The sequence below is a fragment of the Pseudomonas sp. Lz4W genome (assembly GCF_000346225.2).
GTDB lineage: Bacteria > Pseudomonadota > Gammaproteobacteria > Pseudomonadales > Pseudomonadaceae > Aquipseudomonas > Aquipseudomonas paraversuta.
This window is the reverse complement of record NZ_CP017432.1, coordinates 4,060,501-4,086,679: the sequence shown is the minus strand read 5'-3', so window position 1 is coordinate 4,086,679 and position 26,179 is coordinate 4,060,501. Positions and strand designations below refer to the sequence as shown.

General features: G+C 58.4%; 31 protein-coding genes. 19 read left to right on the top strand and 12 right to left on the bottom strand.

Annotation, left to right across the window (positions count from 1 at the left end; all coding sequences use genetic code 11):
- Positions 1-139 precede the first annotated feature (139 nt).
- Positions 140-1,582 carry a metalloprotease TldD gene (gene tldD / locus B195_RS18750; RefSeq protein ID WP_003439875.1) on the top strand — a complete coding sequence of 481 codons (1,443 nt, stop codon included), beginning with the start codon at positions 140-142 and terminating at the stop codon, positions 1,580-1,582.
- Between the two features lie 45 nt (positions 1,583-1,627).
- Here the strand turns inward: tldD and yjgA are convergent, their stop codons facing one another.
- On the bottom strand, positions 1,628-2,149 hold the full coding sequence (gene yjgA, locus B195_RS18745) for a ribosome biogenesis factor YjgA (protein WP_003439877.1): 522 nt from the start codon (positions 2,147-2,149) through the stop codon (positions 1,628-1,630).
- A gap of 107 nt (positions 2,150-2,256) precedes the next feature.
- Between yjgA and pmbA the strand changes: the two genes are divergently transcribed.
- The 6 genes from pmbA to B195_RS18715 all read left to right on the top strand — a co-directional run bounded on the left by pmbA (position 2,257) and on the right by B195_RS18715 (position 7,523).
- Positions 2,257-3,603 (top strand): metalloprotease PmbA, encoded by a 1,347-nt coding sequence (gene pmbA, locus B195_RS18740; RefSeq protein WP_003439879.1) that lies wholly within the window; start codon positions 2,257-2,259, stop codon positions 3,601-3,603.
- Between the two features lie 151 nt (positions 3,604-3,754).
- A complete protein-coding gene (locus tag B195_RS18735; RefSeq protein ID WP_003439881.1) occupies positions 3,755-4,150 on the top strand; it encodes a hypothetical protein in 396 nt (131 codons plus the stop codon).
- Entirely contained in the window at positions 4,143-5,519 is a 1,377-nt protein-coding gene (locus B195_RS18730; protein ID WP_003439883.1) for a lyase family protein, read from the top strand. Before B195_RS18735 ends, B195_RS18730 begins: the two co-directional genes overlap by 8 nt.
- A gap of 20 nt (positions 5,520-5,539) precedes the next feature.
- On the top strand, positions 5,540-5,989 hold the full coding sequence (locus tag B195_RS18725) for a hypothetical protein (protein WP_003439884.1): 450 nt from the start codon (positions 5,540-5,542) through the stop codon (positions 5,987-5,989).
- Position 5,990: 1 nt separating this feature from the next.
- Positions 5,991-6,602, top strand: a complete 612-nt coding sequence (locus tag B195_RS18720) for a superoxide dismutase (RefSeq protein WP_003439885.1) — start codon at positions 5,991-5,993, stop codon at positions 6,600-6,602.
- A gap of 27 nt (positions 6,603-6,629) precedes the next feature.
- Positions 6,630-7,523, top strand: a complete 894-nt coding sequence (locus B195_RS18715; protein WP_003439886.1) for a ZIP family metal transporter — start codon at positions 6,630-6,632, stop codon at positions 7,521-7,523.
- 47 nt (positions 7,524-7,570) lie between these two features.
- Here B195_RS18715 and B195_RS18710 read toward each other — a convergent pair whose 3' ends face one another.
- The 10 genes from B195_RS18710 to B195_RS18665 all read right to left on the bottom strand — a co-directional run bounded on the left by B195_RS18710 (position 7,571) and on the right by B195_RS18665 (position 14,596).
- Positions 7,571-7,843, bottom strand: a complete 273-nt coding sequence (locus B195_RS18710; protein ID WP_003439887.1) for an HPr family phosphocarrier protein — start codon at positions 7,841-7,843, stop codon at positions 7,571-7,573.
- A gap of 16 nt (positions 7,844-7,859) precedes the next feature.
- A complete protein-coding gene (rapZ, locus tag B195_RS18705; protein WP_003439888.1) occupies positions 7,860-8,717 on the bottom strand; it encodes an RNase adapter RapZ in 858 nt (285 codons plus the stop codon).
- Positions 8,718-8,722: 5 nt separating this feature from the next.
- A complete protein-coding gene (ptsN, locus tag B195_RS18700) occupies positions 8,723-9,184 on the bottom strand; it encodes a PTS IIA-like nitrogen regulatory protein PtsN (protein WP_003439889.1) in 462 nt (153 codons plus the stop codon).
- Between the two features lie 12 nt (positions 9,185-9,196).
- Positions 9,197-9,505, bottom strand: coding sequence for a ribosome hibernation-promoting factor, HPF/YfiA family (hpf, locus tag B195_RS18695; protein WP_003439891.1), 309 nt, complete (start codon positions 9,503-9,505; stop codon positions 9,197-9,199).
- 76 nt (positions 9,506-9,581) lie between these two features.
- Positions 9,582-11,075 carry an RNA polymerase factor sigma-54 gene (locus B195_RS18690; RefSeq protein WP_003439892.1) on the bottom strand — a complete coding sequence of 498 codons (1,494 nt, stop codon included), beginning with the start codon at positions 11,073-11,075 and terminating at the stop codon, positions 9,582-9,584.
- Positions 11,076-11,259: 184 nt separating this feature from the next.
- Positions 11,260-11,985, bottom strand: coding sequence for an LPS export ABC transporter ATP-binding protein (gene lptB / locus B195_RS18685; RefSeq protein ID WP_003439894.1), 726 nt, complete (start codon positions 11,983-11,985; stop codon positions 11,260-11,262).
- The gene (gene lptA, locus B195_RS18680) at positions 11,985-12,530 is read right to left on the bottom strand and encodes a lipopolysaccharide transport periplasmic protein LptA (RefSeq protein ID WP_003439896.1); all 546 of its coding nucleotides are present in this window, start codon (positions 12,528-12,530) and stop codon (positions 11,985-11,987) included. The genes lptB and lptA overlap by 1 nt, the downstream gene beginning before the upstream one ends.
- Positions 12,517-13,089 (bottom strand): LPS export ABC transporter periplasmic protein LptC, encoded by a 573-nt coding sequence (lptC, locus tag B195_RS18675; RefSeq protein ID WP_003439897.1) that lies wholly within the window; start codon positions 13,087-13,089, stop codon positions 12,517-12,519. The genes lptA and lptC overlap by 14 nt, the downstream gene beginning before the upstream one ends.
- Before the next feature lie 8 nt (positions 13,090-13,097).
- Positions 13,098-13,622 carry an HAD family hydrolase gene (locus B195_RS18670; RefSeq protein ID WP_003439907.1) on the bottom strand — a complete coding sequence of 175 codons (525 nt, stop codon included), beginning with the start codon at positions 13,620-13,622 and terminating at the stop codon, positions 13,098-13,100.
- Entirely contained in the window at positions 13,622-14,596 is a 975-nt protein-coding gene (locus tag B195_RS18665) for a KpsF/GutQ family sugar-phosphate isomerase (protein WP_003439908.1), read from the bottom strand. Before B195_RS18665 ends, B195_RS18670 begins: the two co-directional genes overlap by 1 nt.
- Positions 14,597-14,887: 291 nt before the next feature.
- Here B195_RS18665 and B195_RS18660 point away from each other — a divergent pair, with 291 nt between their 5' ends.
- From B195_RS18660 to hisC, 10 genes are all read left to right on the top strand, one after another.
- Positions 14,888-15,697 carry an ATP-binding cassette domain-containing protein gene (locus tag B195_RS18660; protein ID WP_003439910.1) on the top strand — a complete coding sequence of 270 codons (810 nt, stop codon included), beginning with the start codon at positions 14,888-14,890 and terminating at the stop codon, positions 15,695-15,697.
- Positions 15,697-16,494 (top strand): lipid asymmetry maintenance ABC transporter permease subunit MlaE, encoded by a 798-nt coding sequence (mlaE, locus tag B195_RS18655; protein ID WP_003439912.1) that lies wholly within the window; start codon positions 15,697-15,699, stop codon positions 16,492-16,494. The genes B195_RS18660 and mlaE overlap by 1 nt, the downstream gene beginning before the upstream one ends.
- Positions 16,494-16,961, top strand: a complete 468-nt coding sequence (gene mlaD, locus B195_RS18650) for an outer membrane lipid asymmetry maintenance protein MlaD (RefSeq protein WP_003439913.1) — start codon at positions 16,494-16,496, stop codon at positions 16,959-16,961. The genes mlaE and mlaD overlap by 1 nt, the downstream gene beginning before the upstream one ends.
- 11 nt (positions 16,962-16,972) lie before the next feature.
- Complete coding sequence (locus B195_RS18645) at positions 16,973-17,632, top strand: phospholipid-binding protein MlaC (protein WP_003439915.1); 660 nt, start codon at positions 16,973-16,975, stop codon at positions 17,630-17,632.
- On the top strand, positions 17,629-17,934 hold the full coding sequence (locus tag B195_RS18640) for a lipid asymmetry maintenance protein MlaB (RefSeq protein WP_003439917.1): 306 nt from the start codon (positions 17,629-17,631) through the stop codon (positions 17,932-17,934). Before B195_RS18645 ends, B195_RS18640 begins: the two co-directional genes overlap by 4 nt.
- Positions 17,935-18,048: 114 nt before the next feature.
- The gene (locus B195_RS18635; protein ID WP_003439919.1) at positions 18,049-18,288 is read left to right on the top strand and encodes a BolA family protein; all 240 of its coding nucleotides are present in this window, start codon (positions 18,049-18,051) and stop codon (positions 18,286-18,288) included.
- Positions 18,289-18,319: 31 nt separating this feature from the next.
- Positions 18,320-19,585, top strand: coding sequence for a UDP-N-acetylglucosamine 1-carboxyvinyltransferase (gene murA / locus B195_RS18630; protein ID WP_003439921.1), 1,266 nt, complete (start codon positions 18,320-18,322; stop codon positions 19,583-19,585).
- A 182-nt stretch (positions 19,586-19,767) separates the two neighbouring features.
- Positions 19,768-20,403 (top strand): ATP phosphoribosyltransferase, encoded by a 636-nt coding sequence (hisG, locus tag B195_RS18625; RefSeq protein ID WP_003439923.1) that lies wholly within the window; start codon positions 19,768-19,770, stop codon positions 20,401-20,403.
- A gap of 163 nt (positions 20,404-20,566) precedes the next feature.
- Complete coding sequence (gene hisD, locus B195_RS18620; protein ID WP_003439925.1) at positions 20,567-21,895, top strand: histidinol dehydrogenase; 1,329 nt, start codon at positions 20,567-20,569, stop codon at positions 21,893-21,895.
- A gap of 2 nt (positions 21,896-21,897) precedes the next feature.
- Positions 21,898-22,950: a histidinol-phosphate transaminase gene (gene hisC, locus B195_RS18615; RefSeq protein ID WP_003439926.1), complete on the top strand. Its 1,053-nt coding sequence runs from the start codon at positions 21,898-21,900 to the stop codon at positions 22,948-22,950.
- Between the two features lie 57 nt (positions 22,951-23,007).
- Here the strand turns inward: hisC and algW are convergent, their stop codons facing one another.
- Entirely contained in the window at positions 23,008-24,165 is a 1,158-nt protein-coding gene (algW, locus tag B195_RS18610) for a Do family serine endopeptidase AlgW (RefSeq protein WP_003439928.1), read from the bottom strand.
- Positions 24,166-24,266: 101 nt separating this feature from the next.
- Here algW and B195_RS18605 point away from each other — a divergent pair, with 101 nt between their 5' ends.
- Both B195_RS18605 and cysD read left to right on the top strand, forming a co-directional pair.
- Positions 24,267-25,025: a Nif3-like dinuclear metal center hexameric protein gene (locus B195_RS18605; RefSeq protein WP_003439930.1), complete on the top strand. Its 759-nt coding sequence runs from the start codon at positions 24,267-24,269 to the stop codon at positions 25,023-25,025.
- A gap of 232 nt (positions 25,026-25,257) precedes the next feature.
- Complete coding sequence (gene cysD / locus B195_RS18600; protein ID WP_003439932.1) at positions 25,258-26,175, top strand: sulfate adenylyltransferase subunit CysD; 918 nt, start codon at positions 25,258-25,260, stop codon at positions 26,173-26,175.
- Positions 26,176-26,179: the final 4 nt, after the last annotated feature.

Genomic DNA, 26,179 nt, shown 5'->3' with positions numbered 1-26,179 from the left:
CTGGCTTGCCAGTGATAGCAGCACGGACAGAGACAGATCAACTCGTCTGCATCGCCGGCAAGCCAGCTCCCGCAGTAATTTTCAGGCCCGTGGGTTCAGCACTCAAAGATGCTGAAGCAGGGGCCAAGACGGAGTGAATATGAGCGACTTGTTGACCTCAGTCAGCGAACATCTGCTGGCACCGGGCGGTGTCACCATTGAAAGCCTGCAAAGTGTTTTGGGTGATCTGGCCGGGCCGGGCATCGACGCAGCAGATCTGTATTTCCAGGGCCAGATATCCGAGTCCTGGGCGCTGGAAGACGGCATCGTCAAGGAAGGCAGCTTCAGCCTTGATCAAGGTGTCGGCGTGCGCGCCCAGTCTGGCGAGAAAACCGGATTTTCCTACAGTAACGCCATCACCCTGGAAGCACTGGGCCTGGCTGCACGTGCTGCGCGCTCGATCTCGCGCGCGGGGCAAAACGGCACCGTTCAGGCTTTCACCACCCAGGACGTGGCGCAGTTGTATGCGCCCGACAACCCGCTGGAAGTGATCAGCCGCGCAGAAAAGGTCGAGTTGCTCAAGCGTATCGATGCTGCTACCCGGGCCCTTGATCCGCGTATTCAGCAGGTCACCGTGAGCATGGCCGGGGTCTGGGAGCGGATCCTGGTGGCATCCACCGACGGCGGTCTGGCTGCGGATGTGCGGCCTTTGGTGCGCTTCAATGTGAGTGTCATCGTTGAGCAAAATGGCCGTCGCGAGCGCGGCGGTCATGGCGGTGGCGGGCGTACCGATTACCGCTACTTCCTCACTGAAGACCGTGCCATGGGCTATGCCCGTGAGGCGCTGCGCCAGGCACTGGTCAATCTTGAGGCCGTACCGGCTCCAGCGGGCACCATGCCGGTGGTACTGGGTTCCGGCTGGTCCGGCGTGTTGCTGCACGAAGCAGTCGGTCATGGCCTGGAAGGCGATTTCAACCGCAAGGGCAGTTCGGCCTACAGCGGGCGCATGGGCGAGATGGTTGCCTCCAAGCTGTGCACCATCGTTGATGACGGCACCCTGGCCGGTCGTCGTGGCTCGCTGAGCGTGGATGACGAAGGCACCCCGACCGAGTGCACCACGCTGATCGAAAATGGCGTACTCAAGGGTTACATGCAGGACAAGCTCAATGCCCGACTGATGGGTGTGGCCCGCACCGGCAATGGCCGTCGCGAGTCCTACGCGCATCTGCCGATGCCGCGCATGACCAACACCTACATGCTGGGTGGCGAAAGTGATCCGGCCGAAATCATTGCTTCGGTGAAGAAAGGCATCTACTGCGCCAATCTGGGCGGCGGACAGGTGGATATCACCAGCGGCAAGTTCGTGTTCTCCACCAGTGAGGCGTACATGATCGAAGACGGCAAAATCACTTACCCGATCAAAGGCGCGACCCTGATTGGCAACGGGCCGGAAGCGATGAGCAAGGTGTCGATGGTCGGTAACGATCTGACGCTGGACAGCGGCGTGGGCACGTGTGGCAAGGATGGGCAGTCGGTGCCGGTGGGTGTGGGTCAGCCAACCTTGAAGATTGACGCGATCACCGTAGGCGGTACAGGCGGGTGATAAAGACTGGGTGGACTGCAATGCAGCCCACCCATTGGTCGGGGATCAACGCAGACCGCGTTGAACCTCGTCCAGGTCACGAATGTACTTGAACAATTTGCGGCTTGCGGCCGGCGCCTTGTTATGGGCAAGTTCGTGTTGAGCCTGACGCACGAGCGAACGCAATTGCTGGCGGTCGGTCTCGGGGAAATCGGCAACGAACTTTTCAAGTACGTCGTCGGAGCCCGCAATCAAGCGGTCACGCCAGCGTTCGAGTCCGTGGAAACGTTCGTTGTATTGGCGCGAAGAGGCATCTACTTGATCAATCAATGCAAGGATTTCGTCGATCGGTTGATCACGCATCAGCTTGCCGATGAACATCATATGGCGCTTGCGCGCAATATTGGCCGTGTGTTTTGGAGCATCTGCCAGAGCCTTGCGCAAGGCGTCGGTCAAAGGCAGTTTTTTCAGCAAATCAGGCTTGAGTGTCGTGAGACGCTCGCCCAGATCAACCAGAGCATGCAGCTCTTTCTTGACCTGTGTTTTGCTTTTTTCGCCGTCGAAGGCGTCGTCGTAAGAATCAACCATGGTGGCAGTCCGCAAAGAAACGCCGCCATGATAACCAGTCGGGGGCCGCTTGTCCGGCCCGGTCGCTCGGCGGCCCTGCCGAAAACAGAATTTGAGTGGAGAAAACCATGAGTGCAGTACAAAGCGTCGGCCCGCAGGCCTTGCCGGCACTGCAGGAGCAAGTAGAGCAAATCATCGCTGAAGCCAGGCGTCAGGGGGCCAGCGCCTGTGAAGTGGCAGTGTCACTGGAGCAGGGGCTGTCGACTTCTGTACGTCAGCGCGAAGTTGAAACCGTTGAGTTCAACCGCGACCAGGGATTTGGCATCACGCTCTATGTGGGTCAGCGCAAGGGGTCGGCCAGCACTTCGGCCACCGGTCCCGATGCCATCCGCGAAACCGTTGCGGCGGCTCTGGCAATCGCCAAACACACTTCTGAAGATGAAAGCTCGGGCTTGGCCGACGCCAGCCTGATGGCGCGCGACCTGAAAGACTTTGATGTCTTCCACACCTGGGATATCACCCCGGAACAAGCCATCGAAAAAGCGCTGGCTTGTGAAGCCGCGGCATTCGAGGCCGACAGCCGCATCAAAAACGCCGACGGCACCACCCTGAGCACCCACCAGGGCTGCCGGGTGTATGGCAACAGCAACGGTTTTATCGGTGGCTCGGCTTCGACCCGCCACAGCCTGAGCTGCGTGATGATTGCCGAAGGCGACGGCCAGATGCAGCGTGACTACTGGTATGACGTTAATTGCCAGGGTGAGTTGTTGATGGATGCAGCAACCATCGGCAAGCGCGCAGCAGAGCGGGCGGCCCGGCGACTGGGTTCGCGTCCGGTGCCCACCTGCGAAGTGCCGGTGCTGTTCTCGGCCGAGTTGGCCGGCGGCTTGTTTGGCAGCTTCCTGGGGGCGATCTCGGGGGGCAACCTGTACCGCAAGTCATCCTTCCTGCTGGACGCGATGGGCCAGCAGATCTTCCCTGAATGGCTGACCCTGGATGAGCGCCCGCATTTGATGCGTGCCATGGGCAGTTCGTCGTTCGATAACGATGGCCTGGCCACCTACGCCAAACCGTTCATCAAAGACGGCGAGCTGGTGTCCTACATCCTCAGCACCTATTCCGGACGCAAGCTGGGCCTGCCAAGTACCGCCAACGCGGGCGGCGTGCACAACCTGTTCGTGACCCATGGCGATGAAGACCAGGCCGCGTTGATCCGGCGCATGGGGCGCGGTTTGTTCGTCACCGAGCTGATGGGCAGCGGGCTTAACATGGTGACGGGGGATTACTCCCGTGGCGCCGCAGGTTTCTGGGTCGAGAATGGCGAGATCCAGTTCCCGGTTCAGGAAGTGACCATCGCCGGCAACATGCGTGACATGTTCAAGCAGATCGTTGCCGTAGGTAATGACCTGGAGTTGCGCAGCAACATCCGCACCGGCTCCGTGTTGATTGAACGGATGACGGTGGCTGGCAGCTAATTCCTCCCGGCGTACACCAGGGCGTATCACCTGTCGGGGGGATACGCCTTTTTTGTGTCTGCACAAGATTGCGCGGCACAGCCTTTAGCAGGCTTGTGTTGATAATCAATATCGCTTAATAATGAATCTCATTATCGAGTGAGCCTGGGTCATGAGTTCTGCCTTGCATGAAGGGCCTTATCTGGAAAGCTGGCGCTGGATGAGCCGCCAGATCCGTTGCGGGCTGGCGCCTGATGAACCGCGCCTGATTGAGCACTACCTGGCCGAGGGCCGCTATCTGGCCTGCTGCACGTCAACGTCGCCCTGGACGATTGCCGTGACCAGCTTCCGGCTGCTGCTGGACACCGCAAGCGACACTGCGCTGCCCTGGCAGTGGCGCACCCTGTGTCTGGACCACGCCTGGCGTCCGCTGCGCGATATCGAAACTCAAGCCCTGTGTGCCTGCCGCCTCAAGCACTGGCAAAGCTTTGCCTGGCGATTGGCAACCTGCGAGCTCGAGCCCTCCATTTCTCTAACAGAACTGCTGCAAGGATTTCCCGATGAGTAATACCCGTATCGAACGTGACAGCATGGGTGAATTGCACGTGCCTGAGGCTGCGCTGTATGGCGCCCAAACCCAGCGTGCGGTGAATAACTTCCCGATCAGTCATCAGCGCATGCCCGCGCAATTCATTCGCGCACTGATCCTGGCCAAGGCTGCCGCGGCCAAGGCCAACGTAGAACTCAAGCAGATCAGCGAAGCGCAGGGCAGCGCCATAGTCGAGGCCACGCAGATTCTTTTGGCCGGCGATTTCATGGAGCACTTCCCGGTGGATATTTTCCAGACCGGCTCGGGCACCAGCTCCAACATGAATGCCAACGAAGTGATTGCCACGCTGGCCTCCCGGGTACTGGGAGAGGCGGTCAATGCCAATGATCACGTCAACTGCGGGCAAAGCAGCAACGACATCATCCCCACCACCATTCACGTCAGCGCCGCGCTGGGCCTGCATGAGGAGCTGCTGCCGGCGCTGTCCCATCTGGTGCAGGTGATTGAGCATAAGGCTGAACAGGTTCACGTTTACGTCAAAACCGGCCGCACGCACCTGATGGACGCCATGCCGGTGCGCATGAGCCAGGTTCTCAATGGCTGGGCGCAGCAGCTGCGGGCCAATATCGGGCACTTGCACGACCTGCAGCCGGCCCTGCAATCGCTGGCACAGGGTGGCACTGCTGTGGGCACCGGGGTCAACGCGCATGCGCAATTCGCCGGGCTGTTCAGTCAGCAGCTCAGCGCACTGACCCATGTGCAGTTCACGCCGGGTAAAGACCTGTTCGCCCTGATCGGTTCGCAGGATACCGCCGTATCCGTCTCGGGCCAGCTCAAGGCTACGGCCGTATCGCTGATGAAAATCGCCAACGACCTGCGCTGGATGAACTCCGGCCCGCTGGCCGGCCTGGGCGAGATCGAGCTTGAAGCCTTGCAGCCGGGCTCTTCGATCATGCCGGGCAAGGTCAACCCGGTGATTCCTGAAGCCACGGCCATGGTTGCGGCCCAGGTGATCGGCAATGACACGGTGATCACCATCGCCGGTCAGTCCGGCAATTTCGAACTGAATGTGATGTTGCCGGTGATTGCCCGCAACCTGCTGGGCAGCATCGAACTGCTGGCCAATTCCAGCCGTTTGCTGGCGGACAAGGCGATCGCCAGCTTCAAGGTTAACGACGCCAAGCTAAAGGAAGCGCTGTCGCGCAACCCGATTCTGGTGACGGCGCTGAATCCGATCATTGGCTATCAAAAGGCCGCTGAAATAGCCAAGACCGCCTATCAACAGGGGCGCCCGGTGATAGACGTTGCCCTTGAATACACAGATCTGCCACGCAGCCAGCTTGAAGTCTTGCTCGATCCCGAGAAGCTGACAGCCGGCGGCGTTTAACCCCTCGCCTGGAGGTTCACATGGAGCACTGGAAACGCACGATCGAAAGAGCCAATCGCTGTTTCGCTGAGGGCGAGCTGGTCGATGCCCGCGAGCATTATCTGCAAGCGCTTGCGCTGGCCCAGGTACTGCTCGAGCGCTGGAGTGATGCCGATGAGGCGGTGGCGGCCTGCGTTATTTCGCACCACAACCTGGCAGATTTGCATCTGCGCCTCAATCAGCCAGAGGAGAGCGTCGAGTACCTCTGCGCCATTCACCAGCGCTTGTTGCAAACCATGCAGAACCCGCGTCTGGGGCCGGCATTGCGAGAAGCAGCGCTGCGTCAGAGCAGCAAAACCTATGTCGAGCTTTTGAACTTCATCAGCGATCACGGCGAATACCCGCGTTCCAATCTGTTGCTCAAAAGACCCGTGGCGCAGTCCGGTCACGGGTTTTCAACAGTCAGCGGCCATCATCCAGGAGCACATTGATATGACTTTTACCTTGCCTGCCTTGCCTTATGCCTACGACGCACTTGAGCCGCATATCGATGCGCAAACCATGGAGATTCACTACACCAAGCATCACCAGACCTATATCAACAACCTGAATGCCGCAGTGGAAGGGACTGAATGGGCGCAGTGGCCGGTTGAAAAATTGCTCGCCGGAGTTCAGCAACTGCCGGAAAAGCTGCGGGCCGCAGTCATCAACCAGGGTGGCGGACATGCCAATCACTCGCTGTTCTGGCAAGTCATGAGCCCGCAGGGCGGCGGTAATCCGGACGGTGCGCTGGCCAAGGCGATTGATCAGCAACTGGGTGGCCTGGAACTGTTCAAGGAGAACTTCACCAAGGCCGCCCTGACCCGTTTTGGCAGCGGTTGGGCATGGTTGAGCGTGACCCCGCAAAAGACCCTGGTGGTGGAAAGCAGCGGCAACCAGGACAGCCCGCTGATGAATGGCAACACCCCGATTCTGGGGCTCGACGTATGGGAGCACGCTTACTACCTGCGCTATCAGAATCGCCGTCCGGAATACATCAATGCGTTTTACAACGTGATCAATTGGCCAGAAGTGGCGCGCCGGTATCAAGCAGCGATTGCCTGAGCCTACTTAAAAGGATTCGGGCCGATTATGGGCACGCAAATATTGGCAGTCGGCGGGGTGCGGATGTTCCGTTATGCCCTCGGCATGCTCTTGCTGTTGGCGGGCACGGCCTTGTTGGTGGCCAAGGGACTGCTCTGGCTGGACCTTGAGCCAAGAATGTTGCGGGCGTTGCAGGGTGGATCGCTCTGCGCGCTGGGCACCGCTTTAGGCGCAGTACCGGTACTGGTCATCCGCAAAATGCCGGTGGCGGTGAGCGATACCTTGTTGGGCTTCGGGGCCGGGGTGATGCTGGCAGCCACGGCTTTCTCGCTGGTTGTGCCCGGCATTGCGTCGGCCCAAAGCCTGGGGTTGTCATCATGGGCGTCGAGCGGGCTGGTCAGCGCGGGCATCCTGCTGGGAGCGTTCTGTCTGTTTTTGCTCGATCGCAAGGTCAGCGGAGCGGGGCCGGAGATGTTCCTCAACCGGCCTGGCGAGCCGCTGATTGCGCCACGTATCTGGTTGTTTGTCATTGCGATTGTGGCGCACAACATTCCTGAAGGAATGGCGGTCGGGGTGTCGGCAGGGGGAGGCATGCCGGATGCCGATAGCCTGGCGATGGGCATCGCCCTGCAGGATGTGCCGGAAGGTCTGGTGATCGCATTAGTGTTGGCGGGTGCCGGGATGTCGCGGGTCAAGGCATTCCTGATTGGCGCCGCTTCCGGTCTGGTCGAACCGGTATTTGCGCTGCTCTGTGCCTGGCTGGTGAATTTGGCCGAGGTGTTGTTGCCACTGGGCCTGGCGCTGGCAGCCGGAGCCATGTTGCTGGTGGTGACGCAAGAAGTGATCCCCGAGTCGCGGCGCAATGGTCACGAGAAGCTTGCAAGCCTGGGGTTATGCGTCGGGTTCTGCTTGATGATGGTGATGGATACGGCGTTGGGGTAAACGCTGCAAACTGCCGGGGGAGCGTCTAGCGGCGCTCCTGCAATTGGCTATTCGCCCTCGTCAAAGTAGTTGTTGATGAGTTTGACCAGTGCATCCAGTGCTTCCTGCTCTTGTTCGCCCTCGGTCTTGAGGTGGATCTTTGTGCCCTTGCCAGCGGCCAGCATCATCATGGCCATGATGCTTTTACCATCGACCATGGATTCTGCGGTACGTCCTGCTCTTACCTGGCATGGAAACTGTCCGGCTATGCCTACGAACTTGGCGGATGCCCGAGCGTGCAAGCCCAGCTTGTTGATGATTTCAATTTCCAGTGCAGGCATCGCGGGGTTGATCCTTTCAAGTAAGGTCGCGGTGGCGAACCTGGACATTCTTCAGAGTTTGTTGCAGGCATTTGCCGAGTCGCTCGGTCAGATACACCGAGCGGTGATGACCGCCAGTGCAGCCGATCCCTATGGTGACATAGGCGCGGTTGCTGGCGGCGAAGCGGGGTAGCCATTTGAGCAGGTAGCTGGAGATGTCCTGGAACATCTCTTCGACATCAGGCTGCGCTGCCAGGTAATCCGCAACGGGCTGATCCAGCCCTGACAGCTCGCGCAGTTCGGGCTTCCAGTAGGGGTTGGGCAAGCAACGCACGTCAAATACCAGGTCGGCATCGACCGGCATGCCGCGCTTGAAGCCAAACGACTCGACCAGAAAGGCGGTGCCGGGTTCAGGCTTGTTCAGCAGGCGCAGCTTGATGGTGTCGCGCAGCTGATACAGGTTCAGATTGGTGGTGTTGATCGTCAGGTCGGCAAGGTCGGCAATGGGCCCGAGCAACTGGCTCTCATCACGAATGGCCTCGGCCAGTGAACGGCTCGCGCTGCTCAGTGGATGCCGCCGACGGGTTTCCGAGAAGCGCTTGAGCAAGGTTTCTTCATCGGCGTCGAGGTACAGAACATCGCACTGGATATGCCGGTTGCGCACTTCTTCAAGCAATTGCGGAAAGCGTGACAAATGGCTTGGCAGGTTTCGCGCATCGATCGATACCGCCACCAGCGGCTGTGCCAGTTCAGTATGAATCAGTGCACGTTCCGCCAGCTCTGGCAGCAAGCCGGCGGGCAGGTTGTCGATGCAATAGAAACCGTTATCTTCGAGGACGGCGAGGGCGGTGCTTTTACCGGAGCCGGAGCGTCCGCTGACAATGACTAGGCGCATGATAATTAACCGTTCTGTACGTCCAGAACAACCTGATACAGCGCTTCGTTACTGGGTGCGCTGCGTAATCGTTCACGCACATCTTTGCGGTCGAGCATGCTGGCGATCTGCCGCAGCAGTTCCAGGTGTGCGTCGGTAGCAGCTTCTGGCACCAGCAAAACGAACAACAGGTCGACCGGCGCGCCATCGATGGCGTCGAAATCTATGGGAGCGTCAAGATGTAGCAAGGCACTGACAGGCGACTCGCAGCCCTTGAGGCGGCAATGGGGGATGGCGATGCCGTTACCAAAACCGGTGGATCCCAGTTTTTCACGGGCAATAAGGCTCTCGAAGACATCTTGCATTTCCAGACCCGGCACTTCGCGGCTGATCAGGGTGGCAATTTGTTCGAGTGCGCGCTTTTTACTGCCGCCCGGCGCGTTCACCAAGGAACGGCCGGGGGTCAGGATATTTTCAAGTCGAATCATGGTTATGGAGTATTAACGACCCGTGGCGCCCTGGAGCAGGCTTTGGGTCTTTTCCTTATGCTTTTTCAGTTGGCGATCAAGCTTGTCGTAGAGGCTGTCAATGGCCGCATACATGTCTGGATCGACGGCATTGGCGACAACTTCGCCACCGTGAATGTTGAGGGTGGCCTCGATTTTCTGTTTTAGTTTTTCAACAGAGAGAATCACCTGCACATTGGTGATCTTGTCGAAGTGACGTTCCAGCCGTGCGAATTTTTCGTTGATCGAGTCGCGGAGCGCTTGGGTGACTTCCAGATGTTGTCCACTGATGTTGACTTGCATGCAGTTTCTCCTTCTGTTGCCATTGCATAAAGTGGCAGGCCGACCAGCCTGCCACTGAAACGCTGTGGCCCGTGGCTTACATCAAACGCTTGCGTTCGCTCGAAGGCGCTATCCCTAAGGATTCGCGGTACTTGGCGACGGTGCGACGGGCCACCTGAATACCTTGTGCCTCCAGTAAACCAGCGATCTTGCTGTCACTCAACGGCTTTTTCTGATTTTCAGCCGCCACCAGTTTTTTGATGATGGCGCGTATCGCAGTGGACGAGCATTCACCCCCTTCGGAGGTGCTGACGTGACTGGAAAAAAAGTACTTCAATTCATAAATGCCCCGCGGGGTATGCATGAATTTCTGGGTGGTGACCCGGGAAATGGTTGATTCGTGCATGCCGACGGCTTCTGCAATGTCATGCAGTACCAAAGGTTTCATTGCCTCGTCGCCATACTCCAGAAAACCGCGCTGATGCTCCACGATCTGGGTCGCCACTTTCATCAGGGTTTCGTTGCGGCTCTGCAGGCTTTTGATGAACCAGCGCGCTTCTTGCAGCTGATTGCGCATGAAGGTGTTGTCGGCGCTGGTGTCGGCACGACGAACGAATCCTGCGTATTGCGGGTTGACCCGCAGGCGCGGTACCGACTCCTGGTTAAGCTCGACCAGCCAGCGTTCGTTGTCTTTACGAACGATCACGTCAGGCACGACGTATTCGGCTTCGCCGGATTCGATCTGCGACCCCGGACGTGGATTAAGGCTCTGTACCCGTTCGATGACCTGGCGCAGTTCGTCTTCTTTGAGCTTCATGCGGCGCATGAGCTGGCTGTAGTCGCGGGCGCCCAGCAGGTCGATGTAATCGGTTACCAGGCGCTTGGCTTCGTTCAACCAGGGCGTGTTGGCCGGTAGCTGGCGCAATTGCAGCAGCAGGCACTCGCTCAGGTTGCGCGCACCAATGCCGGCCGGTTCGAATTGCTGGATACGGTGCAGAACGGCTTCGATTTCATCGAGTTCAATGTCCAGCTCGGGATCGAACGCCTCAAGGATCTCTTCGAGAGTTTCGTCGAGATAGCCCTGGTTGTTGATGCAGTCGATGAGGGTGACGCCGATCAGTCGGTCGGTGTCGGACATCGGTGCCAGGTTCAGTTGCCACAACAGGTGACTTTGCAGGCTCTCACCGGCCGAGGTGCGGGTGGTGAAGTCCCATTCGTCATCATCGTTGCTGGGCAGGCTGCTGGCGCTGGTTTGATAAACGTCTTCCCAGGCTGTGTCGACGGGTAGCTCATTGGGAATGCGTTCGCTCCAGTCGCCTTCTTCCAGGTTGTCCACAGTAGGCGCGGACTCTTGATAGGAAGGTTCCTGGATGTCGCTGTTGGGTTTTTGCTCAATGTTGTCGGCTAAAGGATCTGAATTGTCGAAGTCGTCGCCGTCTTCCTGGCGCTCGAGCATCGGATTGGATTCCAGAGCCTCCTGGATCTCCTGTTGCAGGTCCAGGGTCGACAATTGGAGCAGGCGGATGGCCTGTTGCAGCTGCGGTGTCATCGTCAGCTGCTGGCCCATTCTCAGGACTAGCGATGGTTTCATGGCTGGGGCTTAAGACCTTATTCGCCGGCGCGCATGGCGCCATCCACTACCAAGGCGCGTGAGCGCCAAACATAAGCAAATTATATGCCTGAAACCGGTGCGTTTGCCTAGAGCACCAAGGTAATAAAAGTCGTGACGACTTTTTGCTGTCCTTGGCGCCCGGAAATTCGCGATGCATCTGGCCTTACAGGCGGAACTCGTGGCCCAGATACACTTCTCTGACCAATTCATTGGCCAGAATGGTTTCAGCATCACCTTCGGCTATCAACTGCCCATCGTTGACGATGTAGGCGGTTTCGCAGATGTCGAGGGTTTCACGGACGTTGTGATCGGTGATCAGTACGCCAATGCCCTTGGCCTTGAGGTGATGAATGATTTGCTTGATGTCGCCCACAGATATCGGGTCAACGCCGGCAAAGGGTTCGTCGAGCAGGATGAATTTCGGGGCGGTTGCCAGTGCCCGGGCGATTTCGACCCTGCGTCGCTCACCACCGGACAGGCTCATGCCGAGGCTGTCGCGGATGTGGCTGATGTGGAACTCCTGCAGCAGGCTTTCGAGTTCCTTGCGACGACCGGCCTTGTCGAGTTCTTTGCGCGTTTCGAGGATCGCCATGATGTTATCGGCGACCGAAAGCTTGCGAAAGATCGAGGCTTCCTGGGGCAGGTAACCGATGCCGGCGCGTGCGCGGCCGTGCATGGGCTGGTGGCTGACATCCAGGTCGTCGATCAGTACGCGTCCCTGGTCAGCCTGGACCAGGCCGACAATCATGTAGAAGCATGTGGTCTTGCCTGCACCGTTAGGGCCGAGCAAACCCACGATTTGCCCGCTGTCGATTGACAGGCTGACATCACGTACCACCTGGCGACTCTTGTAGCTTTTAGCCAAATGCTGGGCTTTGAGGGTTGCCATTACTGGGCCTTCTGCTGGTCGGTTTTCTTCTTCGGCTGGATCACCATGTCGATGCGCGGGCGTGGTGCGGTGACTGTGGAGCCATTGGCGCGTCCGGCGTTTGCGACCTGTTTCACCGTGTCATAGACGATCTTCTCGCCTTCGGTGGTGTTGCCGTCGTTGATGACCTTGGCCTTGTCGATCAGCACAATGCGGTTTTGCGGCGCATGGTACTGAATGGTTACGGCGTAGGCCTGAACCGGCTTGGAGTCGGTTGCTTTTTGCAGCTGCTCGAAATAGGCCAGGTTGCCGACTGAGGTCACGATATCAATTTCACCCGCAGCATTGCGGGTAATAGTGACGGTGTTGCCGGTGATTTTCATCGAGCCCTGGGTGATGATTACATCGCCCTTGTAGGTCGCGACGCCTTGTTTGTCATCCAGCTGGGCTTCATTGGCCTGGATGCGGATTGGCTGTTCGTTATCGTTCGGCAGAGCCCAGGCGCTCACGCTTCCCAGTGCTGCGCTCAGGCTGAGCAATAAAGGGAGGGATTTAACGAGACTCATACTGTCCTCTTACGTTGGACAGCAGGTCCATCCTGCCGTCTTTCAAATATGCTTTCATGCCCTTGCCAGTTGTTACGCCGCCAGCGCCGTCGATTCTAACGTCTCGCTCGGTCTGCGCATATTGCTTCTGGGGGAATACAGTCATGCGGGAACTGGTAATAACCGTAGTGCGATTTTTTTCATCTGTGCGGGCCACACGTACCGAGTCGATCAGCTCGACCTCGGTGCCGTCCGGATTAACTTCTCCGCGCTCGCTCTGTACGTGCCACGGGAAGGCCGTGCCGCGGTACATTTGCAGGTCGGGCTTGGTCATCAGGGTGACTTCCGATGACAGCACATGCTCGATTTTGTCGGATGTCATTTCATACTGCAGTTTGCCGTCCGGCAAGAACTGCAGGCTGCGCGCATTAAGCGCGTAATAGTCGATAGCGCTTTCATCGACGGCCGCTTTAGGGGTGTCGAGAAAACGTTCGGGGCTGATATTCCAGTAGCCAACTGATGCGAACAACGCAGCAATGACCGTGAATAACAGGATGTTACGGATCTTTTTGCTCAGCATGGAAAACTCTATAGGTAGGCTGCGTGGGCCGCGTCTAGACGGCCTTGAGCGCGCAAAATCAACTCGCAGAATTCGCGTGCGGCACCTTCTCCGCCTCGTGCCTGAGTGACGCCATGGGCGTGCTCGCGAACAAAGCTGGCAGCATTGGCAACTGCCATGCCCAGACCAACTCGGCGGATAACCGGTAAATCAGGCAGATCATCGCCCAAATAGGCGACCTGTTCATAGCTTAGGTTGAGTTGGCCAAGAAGCTCGTCCAATACCACCAACTTGTCTTCGCGCCCCTGATACAGGTGCGCGATCCCCAGGTTTTGTGCGCGACGTTCAACCACCGGGGTTTTACGGCCGCTGATAATCGCGGTCTGAACCCCGGCGGCCATCAGCATCTTGATACCCAGACCGTCCAGCGTGTTGAAGGTCTTGAACTCGCTGCCGTCTTCAAGGAAGTACAGGCGGCCGTCGGTCAAAACCCCGTCAACGTCGAAAATGGCAAGTTTTATGTCTTTGCCGCGCTTGAGTAGTTCAAGGGTCATTACATCACTCCTGCGCGTAGCAAGTCGTGCATGTTCAAGGCACCAACCGGCCGGTCTTCCTTGTCGACTACAACCAGTGCGTTGATTTTGTGGTCTTCCATGATTTTCAAGGCTTCGGCGGCGAGCATGTCGGCCCGTGCGGTTTTGCCATGGGGGGTCATGACTGCATCAATGCTTGCGTTGCGGATATCGATTTCGCGATCCAGGGTTCTGCGCAAGTCACCGTCAGTGAAGATTCCGGCCAGGCGACCATCTTCTTCTATAACCACGGTCATGCCGAGACCTTTGTGCGTCATTTCCATCAATGCATCCTTGAGCAGCGTGCCGCGGACAACCTGCGGCAAGTCTGCGCCCGAGTGCATGACGTTTTCGACTTTCAGCAGCAGGCGGCGGCCCAGGGCTCCACCGGGATGCGAAAAGGCAAAGTCCTCAGCGGTAAAGCCACGGGCTTCGAGCAAGGCTATGGCCAGAGCATCACCCAGCACCAGCGCGGCAGTAGTCGAGGAGGTCGGTGCCAGGTTCAACGGGCAGGCCTCCTGAGCCACGCGGGCGTCCAGGCTGACATCGGCGGCTTTGGCCAGTGGCGACTCGGGGTTGCCGGTGATGCAGATCAACTGGATACCCAAACGCTTGATCAGGGGCAGCAGGGTGACGATCTCTGCAGTCGACCCCGAGTTGGACAGCGCGAGAATAATGTCATCTCGGGTAATCATGCCCATGTCGCCATGGCTGGCTTCGGCCGGATGGACGAAAAAAGCGGTGGTACCGGTGCTGGCCAGAGTCGCAGCAATTTTGTTGCCGATATGCCCGGACTTGCCCATGCCGACCACGACTACCCGGCCCTTGCTGGCCAAAATCATCTCGCAAGCGCGTACGAAGTCTGCGTCGATATGAGCCAGCAAACCTTCTACGGCTTGCAGTTCGAGGCGGATGGTACGCTGAGCAGATTGGATCAGGTCGCTGGATTGGCTCATGTTTGAAGTCAGATAGCCTGAGAAAAGGCAAAGATTATAGCGGTAATGCGCAATTCCCTCACGCTAGATCGTCGTGCTTTGTTGTCTGCGCTACAAACTACTGCCGGGATTACAGCTGAATCGAATTTATTTCGCTGTCTGGAACCTGATACGGCACTCCTTCGGCCTTGGGCGGTCACTATCAGCAGTGCTATAGTTCGCCGCCAGTTCGGCCCGCTCAGGGAACGCGCCTCCCGATAAAGGGGCAAAGTGTCCGGGTGAGAGGCAGAGGCTGCATCGCAAGGAGTTTAGATGAGCGCCGATAACGCCTACGCGGTCGAGCTGAAGGGAGTGTCCTTCAAGCGCGGTACGCGCAGCATCTTCAATAATGTCGATATTCTGATTCCGCGTGGCAAAGTCACGGGAATCATGGGGCCTTCCGGCTGCGGCAAGACCACCCTTTTACGTTTGATGGGAATGCAACTGCGTCCCAGCAGCGGTGAGGTGTGGGTCAACGGTCAGAACCTGCCGACGTTGTCGCGCAGTGATCTGTTCGATGCCCGTAAGCACATGGGGGTGTTGTTTCAAAGCGGGGCGTTGTTCACCGACCTGGACGTATTCGAGAATGTGGCCTTCCCGCTACGGGTTCACACCCAGTTGCCGGAAGAAATGATTCGCGACATCGTGCTGCTTAAATTGCAGGCGGTGGGACTGCGCGGAGCCATTGATCTGATGCCCGACGAGTTGTCTGGCGGCATGAAGCGCCGGGTTGCCCTGGCGCGTGCGATTGCCCTGGACCCGCAGATCCTGATGTATGACGAACCTTTTGTCGGGCAGGACCCCATCGCAATGGGGGTTCTGGTTCGCCTGATTCGTCTGCTCAATGATGCCTTGGGCATCACCAGCATCGTGGTTTCTCACGACCTGGCTGAAACAGCGAGTATCGCTGACTATCTGTATGTAGTCGGCGATGGTCAGGTGCTGGGGCAGGGTACGCCCGAAGAGTTGATGAACGCCGATAACCCGCGTATTCGTCAGTTCATGAACGGCGACCCGGATGGTCCTGTTCCGTTTCACTTTCCGGCGTCGGACTACCGAACCGATCTTCTGGGGAAGCGCTGATGCGCAAGCATTCAATTATGGATCGTGTCGGACTATTCGGCCGGGCCGGTATCGATATCGTCTCGGTACTGGGCCGTTCGGGGATATTCCTCTTTCATTCTTTGCTGGGGCGTGGCGGCATTGGTGGCGGGTTCGGACTGTTGCTCAAGCAGCTGCACTCCGTGGGCGTCATGTCGCTGGTGATTATCGTGGTGTCCGGTGTGTTCATCGGCATGGTCCTGGCGCTGCAAGGCTTCAGTATCCTGTCCAGCTACGGCTCCGAGCAGGCGGTCGGGCAGATGGTTGCCCTGACGCTTCTGCGTGAACTCGGGCCGGTGGTCACTGCGCTGTTGTTTGCCGGGCGTGCGGGCTCTGCCCTGACCGCCGAGATTGGCAACATGAAATCCAGCGAACAACTGTCCAGCCTGGAAATGATCGGGGTCGACCCGCTTAAATACATCATTGCCCCGCGCTTGTGGGCCGGGTTCATTTCCCTGCCGATACTGGCGATGATCTTCAGCGTGGTCGGGATCTGGGGTGGTTCGTGGGTCGCGGTTGACTGGCTGGGCGTCTACGACGGCTCATACTGGGCCAACATGCAAAACAGCGTAACCTTCAGTGGTGACGTACTTAACGGGATCATCAAAAGCATCGTTTTTGCCTTTGTGGTGACCTGGATTGCCGTGTTCCAAGGTTATGACTGTGAGCCCACTTCAGAGGGGATCAGCCGTGCCACTACCAAGACCGTGGTGTATGCCTCGTTGGCAGTCCTCGGGCTGGACTTTATTTTGACTGCCTTGATGTTTGGAGATTTCTGATGCAAAACCGCACCATGGAAATCGGTGTCGGCCTGTTTTTGCTGGCTGGCATCCTGGCTTTGTTGTTGCTTGCCCTGCGAGTCAGTGGACTGTCCCCGACCGCCAGCACCGACACCTACAAGCTCTACGCCTACTTCGACAATATTGCCGGTCTTACCGTGCGCGCCAAAGTCACCATGGCGGGCGTGACCATCGGCAAGGTCACGGCAATTGATCTGGACCGGGACAACTTCACTGCCCGGGTCACCCTGCAGCTCGAAAAGAGCGTGGATAACCTGCCGACCGATTCGACAGCGTCTATTCTCACGGCTGGCTTGCTGGGGGAGAAATACATCGGTATCAGCGTCGGCGGCGAAGACGCTGTGCTCAAAGATGGTGGCACCATCCATGACACGCAATCATCGTTGGTCCTTGAAGATCTGATCGGGAAATTCCTGCTCAACACCGTTAGCAAAGAAGCCAAATAAGGAGCTTTTAGATGATTTCTCTCTTGCGCCGTGGCCTGCTGGTAATTCTGGCAGCAGCCCTTCCTTTGGTGGCAAATGCTGCTCCGGGGCAGTCTGCCCACGACATCGTTTCAGATACCACCAACCGCTTGCTGGCAGACCTGTCCGCCAATAAAGAGCTGTACAAGACCAACCCGAGCAAGTTCTACGATGCCCTTAACGGCATTGTCGGGCCTGTGGTGGACGTCGACGGTATTTCCAAAAGCATCATGACCGTGAAGTACTCGCGTAACGCCACCCCGGCGCAAATGCAGCGCTTCCAGGAAAACTTCAAGCGCAGCCTGATGCAGTTCTATGGCAATGCCTTGCTCGAGTTCAAGAACGAAGGCATTACCGTGTCGCCGGCCAAGGATGAAAGTGGCGATCGCACCAGCGTCGACATGACGGTGAAGGGCGACAAGGGCGCGATTTATCCGCTGTCCTACACCCTTAACAAGGTCAACGGCGAGTGGAAAGTCCGTAACGTGATCATCAACGGTATCAATATTGGCAAGCTGTTCCGTGACCAGTTCGCCGACGCCATGCAGCGCAATGGCAACAATCTGGACAAGACCATCGATAACTGGGCAGGCGAAGTTGCCAAGGCCAAGCAAGTTACCGATCAAGCAGCTCCCAAGGCTGCCGGCCAATGAGTGAGGCGGCAGTGACCCTGGCCGGCGAAAGCGAGTTGCGCCTCAGCGGCGTACTCGACTATCAGACCGGCCCTCGCTTGCGCAAGGAAGGTCAGGCCCTGATCAAAAAGGCTCTGGCCAAGACCCTGGTGGTGGATTGCTCGGCGGTCACCAAATCCAGCAGCGTCGGTTTGTCGCTGCTGCTCTGTTACATCCGTGATGCACAAGCCCTGAACAAGCCATTGAGCATCAAGGCAATGCCCGAAGACATGCGCGAAATCGCCCAGGTCTCGGGCTTGACCGAGTTGCTGGCACATCATTAATAGCCATTTATAGAAAAGCCCCCCGTCAGAGTCCTGTTAAGTGGGGTTCGCAGGCGCGGGGCTTTTTTGTATGATGGCCGACCCGCGCGCATCAGGCGCCGATTGAGGTTGAGCATGCAGGCCGTAGAAGTGAAGAGCTTTCTTGAAGGAAAGCTGCCTGGAACCCAGGTAGAAGTTGAGGGCGAAGGCTGCAACTTTCAGCTGAACGTGATTAGTGACGAACTGGTGGCCTTGAGCCCGGTTAAGCGTCAACAAAGCATCTATGCCCATTTGAACCCTTGGATTGCTGATGGCAGTATCCACGCGGTCACTATGAAATTCTTCAGCAGCGCGGCCTGGGCCGAGCGCACCTGAGCCCCCTGAGCCCATTGGCGTCGAGATTGTTATGGATAAATTGATTATTACCGGTGGTGCTCGTCTTGATGGCGAAATCCGCATTTCCGGGGCGAAAAACTCCGCTCTGCCAATTCTTGCTGCAACCCTGCTGTGCGATGGCCCGGTTACCGTTGCCAACTTGCCGCACTTGCACGACATCACCACCATGATCGAGTTGTTCGGTCGCATGGGCATCGAGCCTGTGATCGATGAAAAACTCAGCGTCGAAATCAACCCGAATACCATCAAAACCCTGGTGGCTCCGTACGAACTGGTTAAAACCATGCGTGCGTCGATCCTGGTACTGGGCCCGATGGTTGCCCGTTTTGGCTACGCTGAAGTTGCGTTGCCAGGCGGTTGCGCAATCGGTTCGCGTCCGGTCGACCTGCACATCCGTGGCCTTGAAGCCATGGGCGCAGAAATCGATGTCGAAGGCGGTTACATCAAAGCCAAGGCGCCAGAAGGCGGCTTGCGCGGTGCCAACTTCTTCTTCGATACCGTCAGCGTAACCGGTACCGAGAACATCATGATGGCCGCCGCACTGGCCAAGGGCCGCAGCGTTCTGCAGAACTCTGCCCGCGAGCCTGAAGTCGTCGACCTGGCCAACTTCCTGAACGCCATGGGCGCCAAGGTCAGCGGTGCAGGTACCGACACCATCACCATTGATGGCGTTGAGAAGCTGCACCCGACCACTTACAAAGTAATGCCGGACCGTATCGAAACCGGTACTTACCTGGTGGCTGCTGCAGTGACCGGTGGCCGGGTCAAGGTCAAGGACACTGATCCGACCATCCTCGAAGCAGTTCTTGAAAAACTCAAGGAAGCTGGCGCCGAGATCACCACCGGTGAAGACTGGATCGAGCTGAACATGCACGGCAAGCGCCCGAAAGCGGTGAACGTGCGTACTGCACCGTACCCGGCGTTCCCGACCGACATGCAGGCGCAGTTCATTTCGCTTAACGCCATTGCCGAAGGCACGGGTGCAGTGATCGAGACCATCTTCGAAAACCGCTTCATGCACGTATACGAACTGCATCGCATGGGCGCCAAGATCCAGGTCGAAGGCAACACGGCCATTGTCACCGGTACCGAAACCCTCAAAGGCGCGCCAGTCATGGCGACCGACCTGCGGGCATCGGCCAGCCTGGTGATCTCGGCGCTGGTCGCCGAAGGTGACACTCTGATCGATCGCATCTACCACATAGACCGCGGCTACGAGTGCATCGAAGAAAAATTGCAAATGCTGGGTGCCAAAATCCGCCGCGTTCCGGGCTAGTTTCTGGTATTTGGCATCATGGGCACAGGGATGGTGTCCAGCCGCCAGGTGACGTAACGGCTTGCAAGCGTTACCTTACCCGGCCTCGAATCGTTCAAGTCGAGCCTGATTATCAGGCTCGATGCATGTCCGGCACCGCTTGTGTCCGGACATAAGTACCCTGATAAGGACTTACGTTTCCCATGTTGACCATTGCACTGTCCAAGGGCCGTATCCTTGACGACACCCTGCCGCTTCTGGCTGAAGCAGGTATTGTGCCGACCGAGAATCCGGACAAAAGCCGCAAGCTGATCATCCCGACCTCCCAGCCCGACGTCCGCCTGCTGATCGTCCGCGCCACTGACGTGCCGACCTATGTAGAGCATGGCGCGGCCGACCTCGGTGTGGCCGGTAAAGACGTGTTGATGGAGTACGGTGGCCAGGGCCTCTACGAGCCGCTGGACCTGCAGATTGCCCAGTGCAAACTGATGACTGCCGGTGCCATCGGGGCTGCCGAGCCCAAAGGCCGGCTGCGCGTAGCAACCAAGTTCGTCAATGTCGCCAAGCGTTACTACGCCGAACAAGGCCGTCAGGTCGACATCATCAAGCTCTATGGCTCGATGGAGCTGGCCCCGCTGATTGGCCTGGCCGACAAGATCATCGACGTGGTCGATACCGGTAACACCTTGCGTGCCAATGGCCTGGAACCCCAGGAATTCATTGCCGCCATCAGCTCCCGTCTGGTGGTCAACAAGGCTTCGATGAAGATGCAGCACGCCCGTATTCAAGCCCTGATCGACACCCTGCGCAAAGCAGTGGAATCGCGACACCGCGGCTGACTCACCTGCGCGGCCCGGGGTCTTTACCCTGAAGTCGCGCCCATCCATCCGTGTAATAGCCAGAAATCTCAGGTACCCGCGCGGATGGCTTGGTAGTCTTGCGGTGCCTGTGCTGTGCAAAACCATAAACTCTAAGCATTCGCCAATTTCCGAGGCCCTCGCTATGACCGCTCCCACTGCAATTCGCCGACTCAACGCTGCTGACCCGGACTTCGCGCAGCATCTGGATCATCTGCTGAGCTGGGAAAGTGTGTCTGACGACTCGGTCAACCAGCGTGTGCTCGACATCATCAAAGCCGTACGCGAACGCGGTGACGCCGCACTGGTTGAGTTCACCCAGCGTTTTGACGGGCTGAGCGTCAAGTCGATGGCGGACTTGATCCTGCCCCGCGAACGCCTTGAGCTGGCACTGACCCGCATCACGGCCCCTCAGCGTGAAGCGCTGGAAAAAGCCGCGCAACGGGTTCGCAGCTACCACGAAAAACAGAAGCAGGAATCCTGGAGCTACACCGAAGCCGACGGCACGGTGCTGGGCCAGAAAGTCACGCCACTGGATCGTGCCGGCCTGTACGTACCGGGCGGCAAGGCGTCGTACCCGTCGTCGGTATTGATGAACGCGATTCCGGCCAAGGTGGCAGGCGTCACCGAAGTGGTGATGGTCGTGCCGACGCCCCGTGGCGAACTCAATGAACTGGTACTGGCAGCTGCCTGTATCGCCGGTGTCGACCGGGTGTTCACCATCGGCGGCGCCCAGGCGGTTGCGGCATTGGCCTACGGCACCGAAAGCGTGCCAAAAGTCGACAAGGTGGTCGGCCCCGGCAACATCTACGTTGCCACTGCCAAGCGCCACGTGTTCGGTCAGGTCGGCATCGACATGATCGCCGGCCCTTCGGAGATCCTGGTGGTGTGCGATGGCCAGACGGATCCGGACTGGATCGCCATGGACCTGTTCTCCCAGGCCGAGCATGACGAAGATGCGCAAGCGATTCTGGTCAGCCCCGACGCCGAGTTCCTCGACAAGGTGGCGGCCAGCATCGCCAAACTGCTGCCAACCATGGAGCGGGCCGAGATCATCAACACTTCGATCAATGGTCGTGGTGCGCTGATTCTGGTCAATGACATGCAGCAAGCCATAGACGTAGCCAACCGCATCGCCCCGGAGCACCTTGAGTTGTCGGTTGCCGACCCGCAAGCCTGGCTGCCGCAGATCCGCCACGCCGGTGCGATCTTTATGGGCCGTCACACCTCCGAGGCGCTGGGCGACTATTGCGCCGGTCCCAACCACGTATTGCCTACGTCCGGTACCGCGCGTTTCTCTTCGCCCCTGGGTGTGTATGACTTCCAGAAGCGCTCCTCGATCATCTTCTGCTCCGAGCAGGGCGCTTCCGATCTGGGCAAGACGGCCTCGATTCTCGCCCGTGGAGAATCACTGACCGGCCACGCCCGTAGTGCCGAATACCGGATCATTGCTGACAGCGAACAGGGGCAATAAGCATGAGTAAATTCTGGAGTCCGTTCGTTAAAGAACTGGTGCCTTACGTGCCGGGCGAACAACCTAAGCTGGCCAGACTGGTCAAGCTCAACACCAACGAAAACCCCTATGGCCCTTCGCCAAAAGCGCTGACAGCGATGCAGGCGCAGATAAACGACAACCTGCGCCTGTACCCGGACCCGAACAGTGACCTGCTCAAACAGGCGGTTGCCGAGTATTACGGCGTGCAGACCGGCCAGGTGTTTGTGGGTAACGGCTCTGACGAAGTGCTGGCCCATGTTTTCAACGGTTTGTTTCAGCACGACAAGCCGCTGCTGTTCCCGGACATCAGCTACAGCTTCTATCCGGTTTACTGCGGCCTGTATGGCATAGAGTTCGACGCGGTGCCGCTGGACCAACAGTTCCAGATCCAGCCTGCGGATTACGCCAGGCCCAATGGCGGCATCATCTTCCCCAACCCCAATGCTCCGACCGGCTGCCTGCTGGCACTGGATGCCATTGAGCAAATACTCAAGGCCAGCCCGGATTCCGTGGTGGTCGTGGATGAGGCCTATATCGACTTTGGCGGCGAGACGGCCATCAGCCTGGTCGACCGCTACCCGAACCTGCTGGTGACGCAAACCCTGTCCAAGTCCCGCTCGCTGGCCGGTTTGCGTGTAGGGCTGGCGGTGGGGCATCCCGACCTGATCGAGGCGCTGGAGCGGATCAAAAACAGCTTCAACTCCTACCCGCTGGATCGCATGGCGATTGCCGGTGCGGCGGCGGCGTTCGAAGACCGTGAGTATTTCGAGCACACCTGCAAAGTCGTGATCGACAGTCGCGAGCAAGTGGTCGGGCAGCTACAGGCGCTGGGGTTCGAAGTGCTGCCATCGGCGGCGAACTTCATCTTCGCCCGTCACCCGGAACATGATGCGGCCGCGCTGGCGGCAAAATTGCGGGAGCAGGGGGTGATAGTGCGTCACTTCAAGCAACTGCGCATCGCCCAGTTCTTGCGCATCACTATCGGCACGCCGGAGCAGAATGCGGCGTTGATTGAAGGCTTGTCCGACCTGTAAACCTGCTCTCCTGCTCGCGAGTTTTTAAAAGATCGCGAGCAGGGTCGCTCCTGCAGGTTATTCCTCTTGCTGCGGCGGCTGCTCTTGCGGTGGACGCAGGCCAACCTCGGCGGTGAGCTTGATCTCTTTGCCATTGCGCATGACGACTATCGACACCTTGTCCGAAGGCTTGATGCGCGCCACTTGATTCATTGAGCGGCGGCCGTCGCTGGCCGGTGCACCGTCAATGCTCAAGATCACATCGCCCAGTTGCAGGCCGGCTTTCTGCGCCGGGCCGTCACGGAAAATCCCCGCCACCACAATCCCTGTGCGTCCGGCCAGGCCAAAGGACTCGGCCAGCTCAGCAGTCAACGGCTGCACCTCAATCCCCAGCCAGCCCCGAATCACTTGCCCGTGTTCGATGATCGACTTCATGACTTCCATCGCCAGGTTGATCGGGATCGCAAAGCCTATGCCTTGTGAACCGCCGGACTTGGAGAAGATTGCAGTGTTGATGCCGGTCAGGTTGCCATTGGCATCCACCAGTGCGCCACCGGAGTTGCCGGGGTTGATCGCGGCGTCCGTCTGAATGAAGTCTTCATAGTTGTTCAGCCCCAACTGATTGCGGCCGGTGGCACTGATGATGCCCATGGTAGTGGTCTGGCCGACCCCGAACGGGTTACCGATCGCCAGGGCGATGTCACCAATGCGCAGGGTGTCCGAGCGGCCGATGGTGATCGCCGGCAAGTTTTTCAAATCGATCTTGAGAACCGCCAGGTCTGTTTCCGGATCGCTGCCAATCACCCGGGCCAATGTTTCGCGGCCGTCCTTGAGTGCCACCACAATCTGGTCGGCGCCCGTTACCACGTGGTTGTTGGTCAGCAAATAGCCCTCGGGGCTCATGATGACCGCCGAACCCAGGCTGGACTCCATGCGTTTTTGCTTGGGCGCGTTATTGCCGAAGAAGTGCCGGAACTGCGGATCTTCGAACAGGGGCTTGGCGTTTTTGTTCACCACCTTGGTGGTGTACAGGTTGGCCACAGCGGGCGCCGCGCGGGTCACGGCGTCGGCATAGGTGACCGGGCCCTGCTGCACGTAAGTGGTTTGCGGGGCCTGCTGCAGATTGACGTCCTGGCTCGGCAACCCGACCCACTGCGGGTAGCGCTGAATAATCAGCATGGCGACAAGCACGCCCGCCAGTAGTGGCCAGCCGGAATAACGCAAAGCCTTAAACATTGAACTCAGTCCTGAAGGTTGCAGAGCCATCTTGACGGCCCATAATGGCGGCCATTATACGAGGGCCGAACGCCTCTGAACGCTATATTTAGGAGTCTTTTATGGCTGTTGCCCTGAGCACACTGGTAGAAGAAGCAAATCGTTACCTGAACTGCGCTGCAATCAGCGATTACTGCCCCAACGGGCTGCAGGTCGAGGGCCGGCCACAAGTGCTGCGAATCGTCAGCGGCGTGACCGCCAGCCAGGCGTTGCTGGATGCGGCAGTCGAGGCCCAGGCCGATCTGGTGCTGGTGCACCATGGTTACTTCTGGAAGGGCGAAGACCCCTGCATCACCGGGATGAAGCAGCGCCGCCTCAAAACCTTGCTCAAACACGATATCAGCCTGCTGGCGTATCACCTGCCCCTCGACCTGCACCCCGAAGTTGGCAATAACGTGCAACTGGCGCGGCAGCTGGACATCACTGTTGAAGGGCCGCTGGACCCGAACAACGCCAAAGTGGTGGGGTTGGTGGGTTCTTTGGCCGAGCCGGTGACGGCCCGTGATTTTGCCCGCCGTGTGCAAGAAGCCCTTGGCCGTGAGCCGTTGCTGATTGAAGGCAGTGCAATGATTCGCCGCGTAGGCTGGTGTACCGGTGGCGGTCAGGGTTACATCGATCAGGCGGTACTGGCCGGGGTTGATCTGTACCTGAGCGGCGAAGCGTCGGAGCAAACTTTCCACAGTGCCCGGGAAAACGACATCAGTTTCATTGCTGCCGGCCATCACGCCACCGAGCGTTATGGTGTGCAAGCCCTGGGTGACTACCTGGCCCGCCGCTTTGCCCTTGAACATTTGTTCATCGACTGTTCGAACCCGATTTAACCCTTATGCCCTCTGGGGAGCAGCCGGTCGGCACTCGATTGGCCGCGGGCCTTCAAGATCAAAACATCGCGAGGCAAGCTCGCTCCAGCAGAGGTAAAGAGGCAAACTCGTCGATCTATTCTTAGACCGTTTCGATCTAGTTGGCGCCCTCAATAGAAGAGAGCGCTGTGCTAGGATTCTCCCCTCGAACACGGCCCGCAGGCCGTTCATAAGATAGCTTTCGTGAGTAGCCATGGTCGACAAACTGACGCACCTGAAACAGCTGGAGGCGGAAAGCATCCACATCATCCGCGAGGTGGCAGCCGAGTTCGATAACCCGGTAATGCTGTACTCGATCGGTAAAGATTCTGCCGTGATGTTGCACCTTGCACGCAAGGCGTTTTTCCCAGGCAAGCTGCCGTTTCCGGTGATGCATGTCGACACCCAGTGGAAATTCCAGGAGATGTACCGCTTTCGCGACAAGATGGTTGCCGAGCTGGGCCTGGACCTGATCACTCACGTCAACCCGGACGGCGTGGCGCAAGGGATCAACCCCTTCACCCACGGCAGCGCCAAGCACACCGATATCATGAAGACCGAGGGTCTCAAGCAGGCGCTGGACAAATACGGTTTTGATGCCGCCTTTGGTGGCGCGCGCCGCGACGAAGAAAAGTCCCGTGCCAAAGAGCGCGTGTACTCTTTCCGCGACAGCAAGCACCGCTGGGATCCGAAAAACCAGCGCCCCGAGTTGTGGAACGTTTACAACGGCAACGTCAACAAGGGCGAATCGATTCGCGTGTTCCCGTTGTCGAACTGGACCGAACTCGATATCTGGCAGTACATCTATCTCGAAGGCATTCCTATTGTGCCCCTGTACTTCGCGGCCGAACGCGATGTGATCGAGAAGAACGGCACCCTGATCATGATCGACGACGAGCGCATCCTTGAGCACCTGTCTGACGAAGACAAGGCTCGCATCGTCAAGAAAAAGGTCCGTTTCCGTACGCTTGGCTGCTACCCGCTGACCGGCGCGGTGGAGTCCGAGGCTGAAACCCTGACCGACATCATCCAGGAAATGCTCCTGACCCGAACTTCCGAGCGCCAGGGCCGAGTCATCGATCACGATGGTGCCGGCTCGATGGAAGATAAAAAACGTCAGGGTTATTTCTAAGGGG

What these genes read in the sequence shown, in the direction of transcription:
- B195_RS18605 (WP_003439930.1), top strand. Translation starts at nt 24,267, where the DNA reads ATGGCTGTTGCCCTGAGCACACTGGTAGAAGAAGCAAATCGTTACCTG.
- B195_RS18640 (WP_003439917.1), top strand. Translation starts at nt 17,629, where the DNA reads ATGAGTGAGGCGGCAGTGACCCTGGCCGGCGAAAGCGAGTTGCGCCTC.
- B195_RS18710 (WP_003439887.1), bottom strand. Translation starts at nt 7,843, where the DNA reads ATGCCTGCACTGGAAATTGAAATCATCAACAAGCTGGGCTTGCACGCT.
- lptA (WP_003439896.1), bottom strand. Translation starts at nt 12,530, where the DNA reads ATGAGTCTCGTTAAATCCCTCCCTTTATTGCTCAGCCTGAGCGCAGCA.
- B195_RS18670 (WP_003439907.1), bottom strand. Translation starts at nt 13,622, where the DNA reads ATGACCCTTGAACTACTCAAGCGCGGCAAAGACATAAAACTTGCCATT.
- mlaD (WP_003439913.1), top strand. Translation starts at nt 16,494, where the DNA reads ATGCAAAACCGCACCATGGAAATCGGTGTCGGCCTGTTTTTGCTGGCT.
- mlaE (WP_003439912.1), top strand. Translation starts at nt 15,697, where the DNA reads ATGCGCAAGCATTCAATTATGGATCGTGTCGGACTATTCGGCCGGGCC.
- murA (WP_003439921.1), top strand. Translation starts at nt 18,320, where the DNA reads ATGGATAAATTGATTATTACCGGTGGTGCTCGTCTTGATGGCGAAATC.
- hisC (WP_003439926.1), top strand. Translation starts at nt 21,898, where the DNA reads ATGAGTAAATTCTGGAGTCCGTTCGTTAAAGAACTGGTGCCTTACGTG.
- algW (WP_003439928.1), bottom strand. Translation starts at nt 24,165, where the DNA reads ATGTTTAAGGCTTTGCGTTATTCCGGCTGGCCACTACTGGCGGGCGTG.
- B195_RS18735 (WP_003439881.1), top strand. Translation starts at nt 3,755, where the DNA reads ATGAGTTCTGCCTTGCATGAAGGGCCTTATCTGGAAAGCTGGCGCTGG.
- rapZ (WP_003439888.1), bottom strand. Translation starts at nt 8,717, where the DNA reads ATGCGCCTAGTCATTGTCAGCGGACGCTCCGGCTCCGGTAAAAGCACC.
- hisG (WP_003439923.1), top strand. Translation starts at nt 19,768, where the DNA reads ATGTTGACCATTGCACTGTCCAAGGGCCGTATCCTTGACGACACCCTG.
- tldD (WP_003439875.1), top strand. Translation starts at nt 140, where the DNA reads ATGAGCGACTTGTTGACCTCAGTCAGCGAACATCTGCTGGCACCGGGC.
- lptB (WP_003439894.1), bottom strand. Translation starts at nt 11,985, where the DNA reads ATGGCAACCCTCAAAGCCCAGCATTTGGCTAAAAGCTACAAGAGTCGC.
- B195_RS18725 (WP_003439884.1), top strand. Translation starts at nt 5,540, where the DNA reads ATGGAGCACTGGAAACGCACGATCGAAAGAGCCAATCGCTGTTTCGCT.
- B195_RS18690 (WP_003439892.1), bottom strand. Translation starts at nt 11,075, where the DNA reads ATGAAACCATCGCTAGTCCTGAGAATGGGCCAGCAGCTGACGATGACA.
- B195_RS18645 (WP_003439915.1), top strand. Translation starts at nt 16,973, where the DNA reads ATGATTTCTCTCTTGCGCCGTGGCCTGCTGGTAATTCTGGCAGCAGCC.
- B195_RS18730 (WP_003439883.1), top strand. Translation starts at nt 4,143, where the DNA reads ATGAGTAATACCCGTATCGAACGTGACAGCATGGGTGAATTGCACGTG.
- B195_RS18635 (WP_003439919.1), top strand. Translation starts at nt 18,049, where the DNA reads ATGCAGGCCGTAGAAGTGAAGAGCTTTCTTGAAGGAAAGCTGCCTGGA.
- pmbA (WP_003439879.1), top strand. Translation starts at nt 2,257, where the DNA reads ATGAGTGCAGTACAAAGCGTCGGCCCGCAGGCCTTGCCGGCACTGCAG.
- B195_RS18665 (WP_003439908.1), bottom strand. Translation starts at nt 14,596, where the DNA reads ATGAGCCAATCCAGCGACCTGATCCAATCTGCTCAGCGTACCATCCGC.
- hisD (WP_003439925.1), top strand. Translation starts at nt 20,567, where the DNA reads ATGACCGCTCCCACTGCAATTCGCCGACTCAACGCTGCTGACCCGGAC.
- lptC (WP_003439897.1), bottom strand. Translation starts at nt 13,089, where the DNA reads ATGCTGAGCAAAAAGATCCGTAACATCCTGTTATTCACGGTCATTGCT.
- B195_RS18720 (WP_003439885.1), top strand. Translation starts at nt 5,991, where the DNA reads ATGACTTTTACCTTGCCTGCCTTGCCTTATGCCTACGACGCACTTGAG.
- B195_RS18715 (WP_003439886.1), top strand. Translation starts at nt 6,630, where the DNA reads ATGGGCACGCAAATATTGGCAGTCGGCGGGGTGCGGATGTTCCGTTAT.
- hpf (WP_003439891.1), bottom strand. Translation starts at nt 9,505, where the DNA reads ATGCAAGTCAACATCAGTGGACAACATCTGGAAGTCACCCAAGCGCTC.
- ptsN (WP_003439889.1), bottom strand. Translation starts at nt 9,184, where the DNA reads ATGATTCGACTTGAAAATATCCTGACCCCCGGCCGTTCCTTGGTGAAC.
- yjgA (WP_003439877.1), bottom strand. Translation starts at nt 2,149, where the DNA reads ATGGTTGATTCTTACGACGACGCCTTCGACGGCGAAAAAAGCAAAACA.
- cysD (WP_003439932.1), top strand. Translation starts at nt 25,258, where the DNA reads ATGGTCGACAAACTGACGCACCTGAAACAGCTGGAGGCGGAAAGCATC.
- B195_RS18660 (WP_003439910.1), top strand. Translation starts at nt 14,888, where the DNA reads ATGAGCGCCGATAACGCCTACGCGGTCGAGCTGAAGGGAGTGTCCTTC.